12 protein-coding genes and 2 pseudogenes are annotated in these 15,613 nt (G+C 62.6%); 8 read left to right on the plus strand and 6 right to left on the minus strand.

Annotated features, from left to right (window positions below; genetic code table 11):
• Window positions 1–987 (minus strand): class I tRNA ligase family protein (locus EOC06_RS12705; RefSeq protein ID WP_164898558.1); only part of this gene is annotated, 987 nt, incomplete at its 3' end.
• Window positions 988–1,141: 154 nt separating this feature from the next.
• Here EOC06_RS12705 and EOC06_RS12710 point away from each other — a divergent pair.
• From EOC06_RS12710 to EOC06_RS12720, 3 genes and pseudogenes are all read left to right on the plus strand, one after another.
• Window positions 1,142–1,804, plus strand: coding sequence for a YggS family pyridoxal phosphate-dependent enzyme (locus tag EOC06_RS12710; RefSeq protein ID WP_128307910.1), 663 nt, complete (start codon window positions 1,142–1,144; stop codon window positions 1,802–1,804).
• Window positions 1,805–2,244: 440 nt separating this feature from the next.
• The gene (locus EOC06_RS12715) at window positions 2,245–2,499 is read left to right on the plus strand and encodes a type II toxin-antitoxin system Phd/YefM family antitoxin (RefSeq protein WP_127380713.1); all 255 of its coding nucleotides are present in this window, start codon (window positions 2,245–2,247) and stop codon (window positions 2,497–2,499) included.
• Between the two features lie 176 nt (window positions 2,500–2,675).
• Window positions 2,676–3,726: pseudogene (locus EOC06_RS12720) on the plus strand (aldo/keto reductase).
• Window positions 3,727–3,770: 44 nt separating this feature from the next.
• On the opposite strand, the gene EOC06_RS12725 reads toward EOC06_RS12720, so the two are convergent.
• On the minus strand, window positions 3,771–4,679 hold the full coding sequence (locus tag EOC06_RS12725) for a LysR substrate-binding domain-containing protein (protein WP_128307911.1): 909 nt from the start codon (window positions 4,677–4,679) through the stop codon (window positions 3,771–3,773).
• A gap of 119 nt (window positions 4,680–4,798) precedes the next feature.
• On the opposite strand from EOC06_RS12725, the gene EOC06_RS12730 reads away from it, so the two are divergent.
• Both EOC06_RS12730 and EOC06_RS12735 read left to right on the plus strand, forming a co-directional pair.
• Complete coding sequence (locus EOC06_RS12730) at window positions 4,799–5,980, plus strand: MFS transporter (protein ID WP_128307912.1); 1,182 nt, start codon at window positions 4,799–4,801, stop codon at window positions 5,978–5,980.
• 52 nt (window positions 5,981–6,032) lie between these two features.
• Window positions 6,033–7,067, plus strand: coding sequence for an aldo/keto reductase (locus EOC06_RS12735; RefSeq protein WP_128307913.1), 1,035 nt, complete (start codon window positions 6,033–6,035; stop codon window positions 7,065–7,067).
• A gap of 242 nt (window positions 7,068–7,309) precedes the next feature.
• Here the strand turns inward: EOC06_RS12735 and EOC06_RS12745 are convergent, their stop codons facing one another.
• Window positions 7,310–7,582, minus strand: a complete 273-nt coding sequence (locus EOC06_RS12745) for an usg protein (RefSeq protein WP_013529022.1) — start codon at window positions 7,580–7,582, stop codon at window positions 7,310–7,312.
• 302 nt (window positions 7,583–7,884) lie between these two features.
• Here EOC06_RS12745 and acs point away from each other — a divergent pair, with 302 nt between their 5' ends.
• Window positions 7,885–9,840 carry an acetate--CoA ligase gene (gene acs / locus EOC06_RS12750; protein ID WP_128307914.1) on the plus strand — a complete coding sequence of 652 codons (1,956 nt, stop codon included), beginning with the start codon at window positions 7,885–7,887 and terminating at the stop codon, window positions 9,838–9,840.
• On the plus strand, window positions 9,840–10,583 hold the full coding sequence (locus tag EOC06_RS12755) for an MOSC domain-containing protein (RefSeq protein ID WP_128307915.1): 744 nt from the start codon (window positions 9,840–9,842) through the stop codon (window positions 10,581–10,583). The genes acs and EOC06_RS12755 overlap by 1 nt, the downstream gene beginning before the upstream one ends.
• A gap of 1 nt (window position 10,584) precedes the next feature.
• On the opposite strand, the gene EOC06_RS12760 is transcribed toward EOC06_RS12755, so the two are convergent.
• The 3 genes from EOC06_RS12760 to EOC06_RS12770 form a co-directional block, all read right to left on the minus strand.
• Complete coding sequence (locus EOC06_RS12760) at window positions 10,585–11,853, minus strand: cyclopropane-fatty-acyl-phospholipid synthase family protein (protein ID WP_128307916.1); 1,269 nt, start codon at window positions 11,851–11,853, stop codon at window positions 10,585–10,587.
• A gap of 355 nt (window positions 11,854–12,208) precedes the next feature.
• A complete protein-coding gene (locus tag EOC06_RS12765) occupies window positions 12,209–13,684 on the minus strand; it encodes a TadE/TadG family type IV pilus assembly protein (RefSeq protein ID WP_128307917.1) in 1,476 nt (491 codons plus the stop codon).
• A 340-nt stretch (window positions 13,685–14,024) separates the two neighbouring features.
• Window positions 14,025–14,894, minus strand: a complete 870-nt coding sequence (locus tag EOC06_RS12770; RefSeq protein ID WP_128307920.1) for a transglutaminase family protein — start codon at window positions 14,892–14,894, stop codon at window positions 14,025–14,027.
• Between the two features lie 171 nt (window positions 14,895–15,065).
• On the opposite strand from EOC06_RS12770, the pseudogene EOC06_RS12775 reads away from it, so the two are divergent.
• A pseudogene (locus EOC06_RS12775) lies at window positions 15,066–15,613 on the plus strand (HAD-IA family hydrolase); the annotation flags it as partial.

Raw genomic sequence — 15,613 nt, forward strand, 5'->3', positions numbered from 1 at the left:
ATTGGCGACATAGACCGGCAGCGTCCAGTTGTCGTCAAACGGATGGACGACGCGGAGGCCGGTGTCGAAACCCTTCTTCTCAGCTGTCTCCAGCGCCGCCACCGAGGTGCCCATATGGCCGATATCCTCGATGAACTTCGCCAGCGCCGGATTGTGCGCAGCGGCCTTCTTGGCCAACGGATGATCGGCGGCGACAGCCATGAAGGAAGCGCCGAAGATGGTGTCGGGCCTTGTCGTATAGACTTCCAGCTCATGCTCGCCATCAGAGGCGTCGGCCAGAGGCCAACGGATCAGCAGGCCTTCCGAGCGGCCGATCCAGTTCTGCTGCATCAGCTTCACTTTTTCCGGCCATTCGTCGAGGCCGTCGAGCGAATCCAGCAGATCCTGCGCGAAATCGGTGATCTTGAAGAACCACTGCGTCAGCTCGCGCTGTTCGACCAGCGCGCCCGAGCGCCAGCCGCGCCCGTCGATGACCTGCTCGTTGGCGAGCACCGTCATGTCCTCCGGATCCCAGTTGACCTTGGAGGATTTGCGCGTCACCAGCCCCTTCTCGACGAAGTCGAGGAACAGCATCTGCTGGCGGTGGTAATAGTCGACGTCACAGGTGGCGAATTCGCGCGCCCAGTCCAGCGACAGCCCCATGACCTTGAGCTGCTCGCGCATGGTGGCGATGTTCTGGTAGGTCCACTCCTTGGGATGGACCTTGTTCTGCATCGCCGCGTTTTCGGCCGGCATGCCAAAGGCGTCCCAGCCCATAGGGTGCAGCACGTTGAAACCCTTGGCCCGCTTGTAGCGCGCCACCACGTCGCCCATCGTGTAATTGCGGGTATGACCGATATGGATGCGCCCCGACGGATAGGGGAACATCTCCAGCACGTAGTATTTCGGGCGCGGATCGTCATTGTGCGCTTCGAACAGCTTCTTGGCGTCCCAGGCCTTCTGCCATTTGGGCTCTGACGCGCGCGGATTGTATCGTTCGGTTGCCATGGGACGTTTTTCACTTAAAAGCATGCGCGAACTGCGGGCGACGGCTCGGCAGTTCAGGGAATGTGGTCCGGGTGTTCACCATGGTTTGGCAAACCCGTCAACCATTGGGTATCGCGTCTGACAAAAACGCCGGTCAAAACAGCAGGATTTGCATATGGGCGATGCCGTTCAGCAGTTTTTCGCGGTCAAGGCGAAGATCGCCGCCGCCGAGCGCGAGGCCGGTCGCGAAACTGGCGCCGTGACATTAGTCGCGGTCTCCAAGACCTTTGACGCTGCCGATATAGTTCCGGTCATCGAGGTCGGCCAGCGCGTCTTCGGCGAAAACCGCGTGCAGGAGGCGCAAGCCAAATGGCCTGATCTGAAGGACGCATTTGCGGATATCGAACTGCATCTGATCGGCCCCTTGCAGTCGAACAAAGCGAAAGAGGCTGTGGCGCTGTTCGACGTCATCGAGACGATCGATCGCGAGAAGATCGCCGCCGAACTGGCCAAGGAGATCGCCAAACAGGGCCGCGCGCCAAAACTCTATGTCCAGGTCAACACCGGCTCCGAGCCGCAGAAGGCCGGCATCGAGCCGCGCGAGGCCGTGGCTTTCGTCACCCGCTGCCGCGACGTCCATGGCCTCGCCATCGAGGGCCTGATGTGCATCCCGCCGGCCGACGAGAATCCCGGTCCGCATTTTGCGCTGTTGGAAAAGCTCGCCAAGGAAGCCAACGTCGCCAAACTTTCGATGGGCATGTCCGGCGATTATGAGACCGCGATCGCCTTCGGCGCCACCAGCGTCCGTGTCGGTTCGGCGATCTTCGGCAGCCGATAGTTCCGATGCACAGACCGGTCTCTAGTCGCTAAATTCCAACATATTCGATTGGCTGCAGGCCACCACACCTTCGTCATCCTAGGGCGGAGCGACGCGAAGCGGAGCGCAGACCCTAGGATCCATGCCGTGACGACAAGGAAAATGCAGCGGTGCAGAATTCTGTTCCGCTGCATTCTTCGGCAGATGTCGCGGCATGGATCCTCGGGTCTGCGCTGCGTCGCTGCGCTCCTTGCTCCGCCCGTGGATGACGACGAGAGAGATGTTTAGGCCAATCCCCGATGCTTTGCGATCTGCCGCCGAAAGAGGCTATAGATTCTCGCTGCCAATAGCTTCCAACCCATGTCGAGGAACTGGCGAACACATCTGTTCGAGCGGAAACCCTGCCATGCTTCAACGGCATCTGGTATATGACTAGCGAAGCCATCTAGCGAGTAGTGCCCTTGAACTGGCATCTTAAGGACGCGAAGAACAATCTGTCGAAACTCGTACGGCAGGCGCGGGAACAAGGGCCACAAACCATCACGGTGCGCGGAAAGCCAACTGCTGTCGTACTCTCCCCCGAGGACTACGACCGACTGGTCGGCGCAACACCTTCGCTTGCGGAATATCTTCTCTCAGGTCCCGTGTGGGATGACGACTTCGTCGAGGAGGTCAATCGCCGCCCGAAGACGAAGATCCGAGTTATAGACTTATAATCCGCATACTCATGCGAACCTCGTTCGGTGAATGCAGCGGGCGCTTTTCTGATGGCGGCATTAGATGCGGTGAGGGGTTATAGGCCAACTCGGCGGGCTCGTTGCTCCAGGACTGGAAACGAAACGTACCGTTCCTATTTGCTTTGCGTCATCACAAACTCTCTGGAGCCGCCACCATGCGCTACAACCAGCTTGGAAATACGGGGATGTTCGTCTCCGAACTGTGCCTCGGCACCATGACCTTCGGCGCCGCCGGTCAGAATGCCCAATGGGGCCTGATCGCCAGCCTCGACCAGAAGGGGGTCAACGAGATCGTTGCCCATTCGCTCGCCGCCGGCGTCAATTTCTTCGATACGGCCGACGTCTACTCCTTTGGCGAATCCGAACGGCTGCTCGGCCAGTCGCTCAGGGATCTCGGCGTGAACAGGCAGAACGTGGTCATCGCCACCAAGGCGCATGGCGCCATGGGCGAAGGCCCCAACCAGCGCGGCTCGTCACGCGGCCACATCATGGACTCGGTCGATGCCAGCTTGGAGCGGCTGCAGCTCGACCATATCGATCTATATCAGCTGCACGGCACCGACACCGTGACGCCGATCGACGAAACGCTGCGGGCGCTCGACGATCTCGTTGCCAGCGGCAAGGTTCGCTATGTCGGCGTCTCCAACTGGGCGGCATGGCGCATCGCCAAGGCGCTCGGTATCGCCGAGCGCAAGGGCTTTGCCCGTTTCGAGACCGTCCAGTCCTACTATTCGATCGCCGGCCGCGATCTCGAGCGCGAGATCGTGCCGCTGCTCAACGAGGAGAAGCTCGGCCTGATGGTGTGGTCGCCGATGGCCGGTGGCCTGCTCTCCGGAACGTACGGCCCGCGGCGCGCCCGGCAATGGCGAAGGCCGCCGCGCGTCCTTCAACTTCCCGCCGGTCAATGAGGACCGTGCCTGGGCGGCCGTTGCCGTCATGCGCGAAATCGCCAAAAAGCATGATGTCAGCGTCGCCACGGTGGCGCTCGGCTATGTCCTGGCCAAGCCCTTCGTGATGAGCGTCATCATCGGCGCCAGCCGCATGGAGCAGCTGGAGCAGAACCTTGCCGCCACTGATGTGAAGCTCGACACAGACGATCTGCTTCGTCTCGACGAGGTCAGCGCCCTGCCGTCCGAATATCCCGGCTGGATGCTGGAGCGCCAGGCAGTGGGCCGCCGCCCGGCGCCGTTCACGCCGAAAGCATAAATACGGCCCACGCTGACATCCCGGGAGCCGTGGCTCCGGAGATGTCAGCTCAGCCGGACGCTCTCTCCCAGAAAATCGAGAAAGGCACGCACCCGCGCCGGCAGATGCCGGCCCTGGCCGACATAGACGGCGTGGGTCGGCTCCTCGTCGCCCGGATTGAATGCCTCCAGCAGCGACACCAGCCGGCCGGCCGCGATGTCTTCCGCCACATGCCAGCGCGCCAGCCGGGCGATGCCTGCGCCCGCCAGCGCCATCAGCCGCATCGCCTCGCCATCGCTGACCAGCGTGTTGCCGGTGATGGGAACCATGATGGCGCGGCCGTCCGCGTCGAGGAACGGCCAGCCATCGAGATGCCTGACGAACCCGAAGCCCATGCGGTTATGCCTGTCGAGATCGGCTGGCGTCAGCGGCGTGCCCTGCGTTTCGAGGTAGGAAGGTGCTGCAACGACCACCACAGGGCTTTGCCCCAGCTTGCGCGCCACCAGCCGTGACTCACTCAGCGGCCCGGCACGGATAGCGACATCGGCGCGTTCCGCCATCAGGTCGATGACGCTGTCGGTCAGCACCAGATCGACTGAAATCTCGGGGTAGCGTTCGAGGAAGCGGGGCAGAAGCGGGATCAGCCGGTGTACCCCGAAGGGCACGTAGCTGTTGACGCGCAGCCGTCCGCGCGGTGAAGCACCCGCCGCCGCCTCCTGCTCGGCCGCCGCCATGTCGGCGAGGATGCGCAGGCCGCTCTCGTAGAACGCGGTGCCTTCCGGCGTCAGTTGCAGCTTTCGCGTCGAGCGGCTGACCAGCCGCGCGCCAAGCCGGGCCTCCAGCCGCGCGATCAGCTTGCTCACCGCCGAAGGCGTCATGCGCAACGCGCGTGCGGCGGAGGAGAAACTGCCGTCCTCGACGACGCGCACGAACACTTCGATCTCGCCGGAGCGATTGATATCGGGCCTGGCCATTTGTGAATCTATTTCACAGAAAATGTGCCCAAGGCAAGTCTGGTTCACAATGCAGGGAAGCACGATCTCAGGGGTCGGGGCGCGGGACGGCGCTCTTCGCCATCGAAGTGGAAACCGCCATGCCTCTTGCTCTTTACGCGCTTGCCGCCGGTGCCTTCGGCATCGGCGTCACCGAATTCGTCATCATGGGTCTGCTACTCGATGTCAGCAAGGATCTCGGCGTTTCGATCACGGCCGCCGGCCAGCTCATTTCGGGCTATGCGCTCGGCGTCGTCATCGGCGCGCCCCTGCTGACCATCGCCACCGGCAACTGGGCACGCAAGACCGTGCTTCTGGCACTGATGGCGATCTTCACGCTTGGCAATCTCGCCTGTGCGCTGGCCCCCGATTACTGGACGCTGATGGGCGCCCGCATCATCACCGCCTTCGCCCACGGCACATTCTTTGGCGTCGGCTCTGTCGTCGCCACCGGGCTGGTCGCACCCAACAGACAAGCCTCGGCGATCGCGCTGATGTTCACCGGTCTGACCATCGCCAACATCCTCGGCGTGCCCTTCGGCACCTGGCTCGGCCAGGCCTTTGGCTGGCGAGCGACCTTCTGGGCGGTGACATTGGTCGGCGTGGCGGCCTTCGCCGTCATCCTGGCTCTGGTGCCACGCAGCCGGACCGCGCCCGAAAAGAGCGATCTGCGCGCCGATCTCGCCGTTTTGCGCCGCACGCCCGTCCTGCTCGGTCTTGCCACCACCGTGCTCGGCTATGCCGGTGTCTTCGCCGTCTTCACCTATATCGCGCCGCTGCTGACCGAGATAAGCGGCTTCCAGGAAGCGGCCGTGTCGCCGATCCTGCTCGTCTTCGGCGGCGGCCTCATTGCCGGCAATTTACTTGGCGGCAAGGTCGCCGATCGCTGGCTGGTGCCGGCCGTTCTCGGCAGTCTCGTGGTGCTGGCCCTGGTGCTCGCCACCATGAGCTTCGCCATCCACAGCCAGGTGATGGCCGTCATCTATGTCGGCCTGCTCGGCGCTGCCGCCTTCGCCACCGTGGCGCCGCTGCAAATGTGGGTGCTGGACAAGGCGCAAGGTGCCGGCCAGAGCCTCGCCTCGTCCTTCAACATCGCCGCCTTCAATCTCGGCAATGCGGCAGGTGCCTGGCTTGGCGGTGCGGTGATTGCCCATGGCCTTGGCCTGGGCTCACTCACCTGGGTCGCCGCCCTGCTGCCGCTCGCGGCACTCGGCGTGGCGGGGCTGGCGCTGCGTCTCGATCGCACCGCCACGCTCGGCGAGCCTGCCTCCATCCGGTCGTGATCGTCCTCTGCAAACCCGCTTTCCACACCCTTCATTCCACAGGAGTAAAAAGATGGACTACCGACGTCTCGGTGCATCGGGCCTGAAAGTGCCCGCACTCTCATTCGGCGCGGGAACCTTTGGCGGTTCCGGCCCGCTGTTCGGCGCCTGGGGCAACAGCGACGCCAGGGAAGCGCGGCGGCTGATCGACATTTGCCTGGAGGCCGGCGTCAATCTGTTCGACACCGCCGACGTCTATTCGAACGGCGCCTCGGAAGAGGTGCTTGGCGAAGCGATAAAAGGCCGCCGCGATGCCGTTCTGATATCGACCAAGACCGCGCTGCCGATGGGCGACGGACCCGCTGACTATGGCTCTTCCCGGTCGCGGTTGATCAAGTCGGTGGACGCCGCGCTGAAGCGCCTCGGCACTGACTATATCGACCTGTTGCAGCTGCACGCTTTCGATGCCGGGACGCCGATCGAGGAGGTCTTGTCGACGCTGGACGAACTCGTGCGCGCCGGCAAGCTGCGCTATGTCGGCGTCTCCAATTTCTCCGGCTGGCAAGTGATGAAGTCGCTGGCGCAAGCCGACAAGCACGGTTATCCGCGCTATGTCGCGCACCAGGTCTACTACTCGCTGGTCGGCCGCGACTACGAATGGGAGCTGATGCCGCTCGGCCTCGACCAGGGCGTCGGCGCGCTCGTGTGGAGCCCGCTCGGCTGGGGCCGCCTGACCGGCAAGATCCGCCGTGGCCAGCCCTTGCCGGAACAGAGCCGGCTGCACGACACAGCTGATTTCGGCCCGCCGGTCGAGGACGAGCATCTCTACCGGGTGATGGATGCGCTCGATGCGGTGGCGCAGGAGACCGGCAAAACCGTGCCGCAGATCGCCATCAACTGGCTGCTGCAGCGCCCGACCGTGTCGTCGGTCATCATTGGCGCCCGCAACGAGGAACAGCTTCGCCAGAACCTCGGCGCCGTCGGCTGGACCTTGACGCCGGAGCAGATCGGGAAACTCGACGCCGCAAGCGAAGTCACCGCGCCCTACCCGTACTTCCCGTATCGGCGGCAGGAAGGCTTTGCTCGACTGAGCCCGCCGGCGGTGTGAGCGCATCGGGTCGTCATGGCGCAAGGTTCGCGGGCCAGCGCCCCCCTCTGGCCTGCCGGCCATCTCCCCCTCAAGGGGGGAGATCGGATGTCGCGGCGACTTTCGCCAATCTCAGGCGTAACAAGGGGCGGCGTTGTCGGCGGAGCTGCCAATCTCCCCACTTGAGGGGGAGATGTCCGGCAGGACAGAGGGGGGCGTCGTAGAACGCCGACCTCAAGAAGCCGTTGCTGCGAAACTCGCCCCTAATGCAGCACGAACTCCCCATCCACCTTGCGCCACTCATTCGGCGCGATCAGCTTCTGGTGGGTGTAGCTGATCGAATGCAGCGGCCCGTCCAGCTTGGCCTTCCAGAATTCGATGAACTTGATCAGCACCGGAAACTTCGGCGCCAGATCGTAGTCCTGCCAGATGAAGCTCTGCAGCAGATGCGGGTGATCGGGAAAGTGATAAAGAATCTTGGCCGTGGTCAAGCCATAGCCTTTGAGCATCAGGTCCATTTCGGCATGGTCGCGCATTACGGTCCCCAGGTTGATTCGCCTGTCCTCCCATGGCTGATTGTGCGCGCCGCTGATTAATCGTCTATTGATTTTTTCTTCATCTGAACCGGCTTTAGCATGCGAAAACATGCAGTTAGCAGCGCACTTGGCCGAGTGCTGACAGCCTCGGGGAAGCCCCCTGCGGCATCCCGCCGCGCGAATCCAACGTCTAATGTTGCCGTAACGGCGGAACTGGTAATAATGCCGCCGAATTCGCGGCCCTGTCGCCGCGATCCCGCCGGCATTTCAAGCCGGCGATTGGTTCGGGAGGAAAGTCAGGAATGTCCGAGGTTCATGTCCATCGCGTCCAGCCGGCGTGGAAGAAAAACGCGCTGATCGACAATGACACCTACCTGAAATGGTATGCCGACAGCGTCAAGAACCCGGACAGATTCTGGGGCAAGCACGGCAAGCGCATCGACTGGTTCAAGCCCTACAGCAAGGTCAAGAACACCTCTTTCGACGGCAAGGTCTCGATCAAATGGTTCGAGGACGGACTGACCAACGTTTCCTACAACTGCATCGACCGGCACCTGAAGAAGCGCGGCAACCAGACCGCCATCATCTGGGAAGGCGACAATCCCTACGATGACAAGAAGGTCACCTATAACGAGCTCTACGAGCATGTCTGCCGGCTCGCCAATGTGATGAAGAAACACGGCGTCAAGAAAGGCGACCGCGTCACCATCTACATGCCGATGATCCCGGAAGCCGCCTATGCGATGCTGGCCTGCACGCGTATCGGCGCCGTCCATTCGATCGTCTTCGGCGGTTTCTCGCCGGATGCGCTGGCCGGCCGCATCGACGACTGCAAGTCGACCTTCGTCATCACGGCTGATGAAGGCCTGCGCGGCGGCAAGCCCATCCCTTTGAAGGAAAACACCGACAAGGCGATCGAGATCGCCGCGAAAGCCGGGACGAAAGTCGAAAAGGTGGTGGTCGTGCGCCGCACCGGCGGCAAGACCGGCTGGGTTTCAGGCCGCGACGTCTGGTACCACGACGAGGTCGCGACGGTGAAAGCCGAATGCAAGCCCGAGAAGATGAAGGCCGAGGACCCGCTGTTCATCCTCTACACATCGGGTTCGACCGGCAAGCCGAAGGGCGTGCTGCACACCACCGCCGGCTATCTCGTCTACGTCTCGATGACCCACCAATATGTCTTCGATTACCATGACGGCGACATCTACTGGTGCACCGCCGATGTCGGCTGGGTCACCGGCCACAGCTACATCGTCTACGGCCCGCTCGCCAACGGCGCCACCACGCTGATGTTCGAAGGCGTGCCGAATTATCCGTCGCAGTCGCGCTTCTGGGAAGTCATCGACAAGCACAAGGTCAACATCTTCTACACCGCGCCGACGGCGCTGCGCGCGCTGATGGGCGCCGGCGACGCGCATGTCGCCAAGACATCGCGCAAGTCGCTGCGCGTACTGGGTTCGGTCGGCGAGCCGATCAATCCGGAAGCCTGGGAGTGGTATTTCAACATCGTCGGCAACGGCAAGGTGCCGATCGTCGACACCTGGTGGCAGACCGAGACCGGCGGCATCCTGATCACACCGCTGCCCGGCGCCACCGACCTCAAGGCAGGATCGGCAACGCGACCCTTCTTCGGCGTCAAGCCGCAGCTGGTCGATGGCGAGGGCAAGGTGCTGGAAGGGGCGGCCGACGGCAATCTGTGCATCACCGATTCCTGGCCGGGCCAGATGCGCACCGTCTATGGCGACCACGACCGCTTCGTGCAGACCTATTTTTCGACCTATAAGGGCAAGTATTTCACCGGTGACGGCTGCCGCCGTGACGCCGACGGCTATTACTGGATCACCGGCCGCGTCGACGACGTCATCAACGTCTCCGGCCATCGCATGGGCACGGCCGAGGTCGAATCCGCACTGGTCAGCCACGACAAGGTTTCGGAAGCCGCCGTCGTCGGCTATCCGCACGACATCAAGGGACAGGGCATCTACTGCTACGTCACGCTGATGGCCGGCGAGCAGCCGAGCGAGGAGCTGCGCAAGGAGCTGGTCGCCCATGTCCGCAAGGAGATCGGCGCCATCGCTTCGCCCGACAAGCTCCAGTTCGCGCCCGGCCTGCCGAAGACGCGTTCCGGCAAGATCATGCGCCGCATCCTGCGTAAGATTGCCGAGGACGATTTTTCAGCGCTCGGCGATACCTCGACGCTCGCCGATCCGGCCGTCGTCGATGATTTGGTCGCCAACCGGCAAAACAAGAAGAGCTGATGCAGGCAGCGCTTGGCACTGTCAGTGAGCTTTGGCGCTATCCGGCGAGTTCGCTTGCCGGCGAGCGCCGGGAGACAATCTCGGTCGACATCGAGAGCATTAAGGGCGACCGCATGTTCGGCCTTGTCGACGCGTCCGACAATGAGATCGCGCGACCGGACCGCGACCCGAAATGGCACAAGGTGCCGCGCATCCGCACCCGGCTGTCGCCTGCCCTGGAACTCGAGATTGCCGTTCCCGATAGCGACTGGCTGGCTGCGCCAAGTATCGAGAGCGACCGCGCGGTATCGGCCTATCTCGGCTTCGAGGCCTCGATCCGGCCGTTTCGTCGCGAGAATGCCGCGCCTGGTTATTCCGGCCCGCTGACGGCGGAGCGTTATCGCAAGGCGCCGATCCATCTGTTGACCACCGCCTCGCTGGCACGCCTGAAGGCGTTGCATCCAGAGGGCGCCACCGACCCACGCCGCTTCCGCCCCAACATCGTCGTCGACATGGCGGCCATCGAAGGCTCGTTTCCCGAAACGGAATGGATCGGCCGCAAGCTTGCCATCGGCGACCTCCTGCTGACCATCTCGGAACCCTGCCGCCGCTGCGGTTTCACCATCATCGCCCAGGATGGCTTCGACCACGATCCGGCGATCCTGCGCAACCTGGTCCGCCATAACGCCCACAATCTCGGGGTCTATTGCACGGTCGACCGGCCGGCGCGCATCGAAACCGGCGACGCGATGCGCTTCCTGTAAGCTATCGATACAGATCCGCCCGCGTCGGCGGCAGGCCGCTTGGACCACGCGCGCGCTTGGTCACGACGGTCTGGAAAATCTGCGCCGAGGCGCGTTCGAAGGTGATCGAACAGCCCGTCAGGTAAAGCAGCCATAGCCGTGCCTTGGCTTCGCCCACCTCGGCGATTGCCTCGTCGAACCTTTCGTGCAGCCGCTCCGCCCACAGTCTGCAGGTGCGGGCATAGTGCTCGCGCAGGTTCTCGACATCGTAGACGAGAAAACCATGCGCCTCGAGATTGCCTGTTGTCATGCCGATCGTGTCGAGTTCGCCGCCGGGGAAAATGTATTTGAGCAGCGCCTTGTACTCCGGCCCCTTGCGCAGGGTCTTCTTCATGTCGCCCTTGCTGCGCCGGGTGATGGCGTGGTGCAGATAGATGCCGCCCGGCTTCAGCAGGCGATGAATGGTCTTGAAATAGGTGGCGTGGTTGGCGAGCCCGAGATGTTCGAACATGCCGATCGACGAGATCTTGTCGAACGAGCCGGTGAGTTCGGCATAGGATTTGATCTCGATGGTGATGCGGTCCTCCAGCCCTTCGGCGCGGATGCGTTCGCGGGCAAGATCGGTCTGCGCCTGCGACAGCGAGACACCGTGGCCGATAACACCATAGTTCTTCGCGGCATGGATGAGCATCGCTCCCCAGCCACAGCCGATGTCGAGGAGTCGTTCGCCAGGCTTCAGCCGGAGCTTGCGACAGATATGGTCGAGCTTGTCGATCTGCGCCTGGTCGATGCCATTGGCGAAATCCTTGAAGTATCCGCAGCTGTAGACCATGCGCTCGTCGAGGAAGAGCCGGTAGAAGGCGTTCGAAATGTCGTAGTGATGCAGGATCGCCTCCTGGCTCGAACCGCTGACATAGGGATTGCGCCCCGACAGATCGGTCCGCGCCGTCATCTGCTTGCGCGCCAAAAGCACGGAAGGCAGGTCGCGCAGGATCGCCATTTTCGGCAGCGATTTGAGCTTGGTTCTGAGCTTGCCTTGCGATGGCAGGGCGTAGAAGTCGAAAATCGTCCCGTCTTCGATATTGATCGTCTTGGAAATCCACATCTCGATCAGCGTCGACAAGGACGGTCGCTTCACCACCTGCCAGACGATGTCCTGGTCGTTGATGGTGAGCACCGGACCCGTGGCGGGGCCGATCCGCTCTCCGGTCCATAGCCTGACGGCAAACCCCGGTTTCAATGTTTCGATCACCGTTCGAACGATGCGAGCGGCCTTTTCGGCTGCCTCCATGCGATTCCTCCGAATGCTGGCCCCAGGCAGAAGTTTGCCCGGCCGGCCTGGCAATCGCAAGCGGCTCGCACCAAGCCCCCCGTTGGCTAATTTCAGACCTGCACCTTGTCTTTTGCTGCAATGCACCCCATCATCAGTATGTGTTCAACAAATCGAAAGGAGGTGATCCGATGTCGAGTGATTTCGTTTTCCAGAACGTGGCCTCAGCGGATTGCACTTTCGGGAAGCAGTCTTCCCGTTAAGGCGCGAAATGCGCGGCGGGTGACCCGATAGGTCGCCGCCAAGGCCGCGCCACGGACGGAAACACGGAAGGCCGCCGGCTTCGAAAGAAGCGGCGGCCTTTTCCGTTTGCGGACTACTGGGTCAATGCGACCTTTTCGGTGTTGCGAATGATTTCCTGAAAGGCGTCGTCCAATTCGGCTCCGGTGGACACGTCGAAGAAATGCCTCTTGGCGGCGGAGGTATCCTTCGACGAACAGTCCTTCAGCACCGCCTTTGCCTGGTCCCGCTCGGTTGCCGACATGTCCTTGTCGTCCAGATCGAAGCCAATGGTGAAAATCTCGATGCCATCATTTTTCATATTTTCGCACAGCGTTTCGGCGTTGCCGCGCGCAAGGTTGCCCTGGCTGTTGTACCTGTCCCCAGCCCCGGCGAAGGCGGTATTGAACTGGCCATCGGTCATCAGGATCGCGACCTTGGCGATCTTCTTCGGATCGGCATCCGAGGCGCCTTTGCCGAGACCGGCGTTCCTGATTGCAGTGCGCCATTGCGGCGACAGCATATAATAGGTCCACTGAATGGCGATCGCGCCGGCCGTGTAGCCATCGGACTGGAAGTCCTCGATCGATTCAAGCAATGCATCGGAGTCGGCGGTCAGCGGGATCACCTCCGCACCAGGGCACCTGTTCATACCTCCGCCGAGATGATCGTCCCGGTTGACCAGGGCATAGTATTTCTTGCCGTTCCTGTCGGTGCGAACAGTGTCTGGGCCGTCGGCGCTCATATCCGCGTTGCCGTTCTTGTCCTTGCGCTCGGTGGCGCAATTGTCCGGGCGTGGCATCGCCGCGCCGACAATGGAGATGTAGTCGCTGAAGGACGGCAGCAGATTTTTGCCCGTCTTGGCGACGAGAAGCGGACTGCCGGCGACGGGTGGGAGCTCAGAGCTGCCTTGCTTCTCGGCATAGATGTTTTCCGCCAGCTTGCCGGCGTTGACGCCAGATGCATAAGGCACAATCGCGACGCGGATGCGGGGGTTCTGCGGATCCTGCTTCTGCAGCATCGTCAGAACAGCATTTTTTGCAGCAGCTTTCAGATCGCCGATCTTGTCGACCTTGCCGCGCTTCACCATCGATTTCGTTACGTCGAGCATCATCGCCACTTCGACGGTCTTGTCCGAATAGAGCGCCGTTGTGGAAGCGGTGACGCGTTTCATGTCGCCCGTGCCGAAAATCGGAAAGTACAGCGCGACATCGACATGGGCGTCGGCCTGAACCGTCTTGGCAGTCCTGTCGACGATCAACCTGTCGAGCACGATCTGGTCGGCCTGCAGAATGCCTGCTTGGCTGTTGGCGTCGAGAAAGGCCTGCACCGATGTGTCGGCATCGGCTTCGTTGGTGGCGCCGGTCGTCAGGTCGCGTGCCGTCGACGTGACCGCGGCATCGACCACGCTCTGGAGGCTCGATCTGGCATTGTAGAGCTGCGATACGTTGACCGAGAAGCCCGCTGCCAGCGCCAAGACCGAGGCGCTAAGGCCGAACAGGACCGCGAAATTTCCACCGCGATCCCTGGCGAAGCCGCCGACCGCGTGAACAAGACCCCCGTAATTCCGCATCCTACAGCCTCCACTCGCCTCGGCCTCGTCGCCGCGCAAAGGGCAATGCAGGATTCCCGCCGGATGACGCCTTGGCCTGGCGGAGAGCTCGCCTTCCAACAGCAAGCCGTTGTTTTTGTTGAGTTTTGGAACCCACAAAGGTGAACGGTTGGTAAACGGGAACGCGCCGTGGCGCTCGCGTTTACCGGCCGCTTACCATGATCTGGCCCAAGGCATCGCGACGCCATCGACGGCGTCCTGTTGCGGCACAAGCTCACTGTGCCGAAGCGGACCATGTGTCCCGAAAGTTGCGCCTGGAAAGAACCTCGCTGCCACCCTGTCGCATCGGCAGGCGTCGCGATTACGCCAGCATCTGTGCGCTGACAGTCCTGTCGATGCCGTGGTAGGGCGGGTTGAACAGATTGCCTTCCTGTTCGTACGTCCACACCTTGAACAGGCTGAGCCGGTGGGGGCCGAAACTGTGTAGCAGCGGCACGTCGGTGGCGTCGCGGCCGCGGGCGATGACGATACGGCCGATTCTGGGCGTGTTGTGGCGAGGATCGAACGTGTACCATTTGCCGTCGAGGAACACTTCCAGCCACGCCGAGAAGTCCATCGGCGCCGGATCGGCTGGCACGCCGATATCGCCGAGATAGCCGTTCACGTAGCGTGCCGGAATAGTCATGCAGCGGCAAAGCGTGATCGCCAGATGGGCGAAGTCGCGGCAGACCCCGACGCGCTCCTCATGCGCCTGAGCCGCGGTGCGGGTCGAGCGCGCATAGCCATAGCCGAACGACAGCCGGTTGTGGACATAGTCGACGATCGCCTGCACGCGCGCCCAGCCGGACGGGATGTCACCGAAGAGCTGCCAGGCCAGGCTGCTCAGATGATCCGTCTCGCAATAGCGGCTGCCCAGGAGATAACCGAGAACTTCGTCCGGCAGGTCCGCCACCGGCACTTCCCTGGCCAGTGTGTTTACCTCGTCCGTCTCGCCGCTGTCCTCTACGACCGCGTCGTACAGGATGCGAAAACCACCGGCGGGCGCTGTGAAGCGCCGGCAGGCATTGCCATGCAGATCGTGGTACAGTCTTGTCGGCACCGCGGGCGAGGTCAGCACCCGCGTCTGCCGCTTGATGTCGCCCTGCCTGTCCCGATGGATCTCGAGCACTGAAATCACCGGCGTGGCGGCTACGCATTCGATGGCGATTTCGTAGCCGAGCCGGATCAGCACCGTTGGTCCCCCTTCGATCATTGTTGTGAGAAGCAGTCCTTCCCAAACGCCCGGAGGATATCGTGGTTCCCTGGGCCGATCGAAAAGCACGCCCCCGTGTCTTCCCCTGCCGCAGTCGAGACGTTAGGTTCGGCCACCCGACCAAGCGCCTCCCCGGACTCAAGGAAAATCATGTATTCAGGCAGAAAATTCGCGGCCTTCCTCTTCGACATGGACGGCACGCTCATCAATTCCATCGCCTCGGCGGAACGGGTGTGGAGCAATTGGGCTCTCCGCCAGGGGCTCGACGTCGCCGCCTTCCTGCCGACGATCCATGGCGTGCGCGCGATCGAGACCATCACCGGCCTGGCACTGCCGGGCGTCGACCCGGCATACGAGGCTGATCTGCTGCTGAAGGCCGAGGCGGCCGATCTCGATGGCATTATCCAGATCTCAGGCGCCGTGGCATTCCTCGATTCGCTGCCGCCCGAACGCTGGGCAATCGTCACCTCCGCCCCACGTGAGCTGGCGCTGTTGCGCATGAAGGCCGCCGGCATCCCCGTCCCGGCCATCATCGTCGCGGCGGAAGATGTCTCCCGCGGCAAGCCGGCGCCCGATTGCTTCCGGCTTGGCGCGGAACGGCTCGGCTTCGACGCGCGCGATTGCCTCGTCTTCGAGGATGCTCCAGCTGGCATCGCGGCAGCCGAAGCGGCGGGCGCTACGGCGACTGGGAGGTAAAG

Origin of the sequence: Mesorhizobium sp. M7A.F.Ca.MR.362.00.0.0, from assembly GCF_004023175.1 — a bacterium.
Classification (GTDB): domain Bacteria; phylum Pseudomonadota; class Alphaproteobacteria; order Rhizobiales; family Rhizobiaceae; genus Mesorhizobium.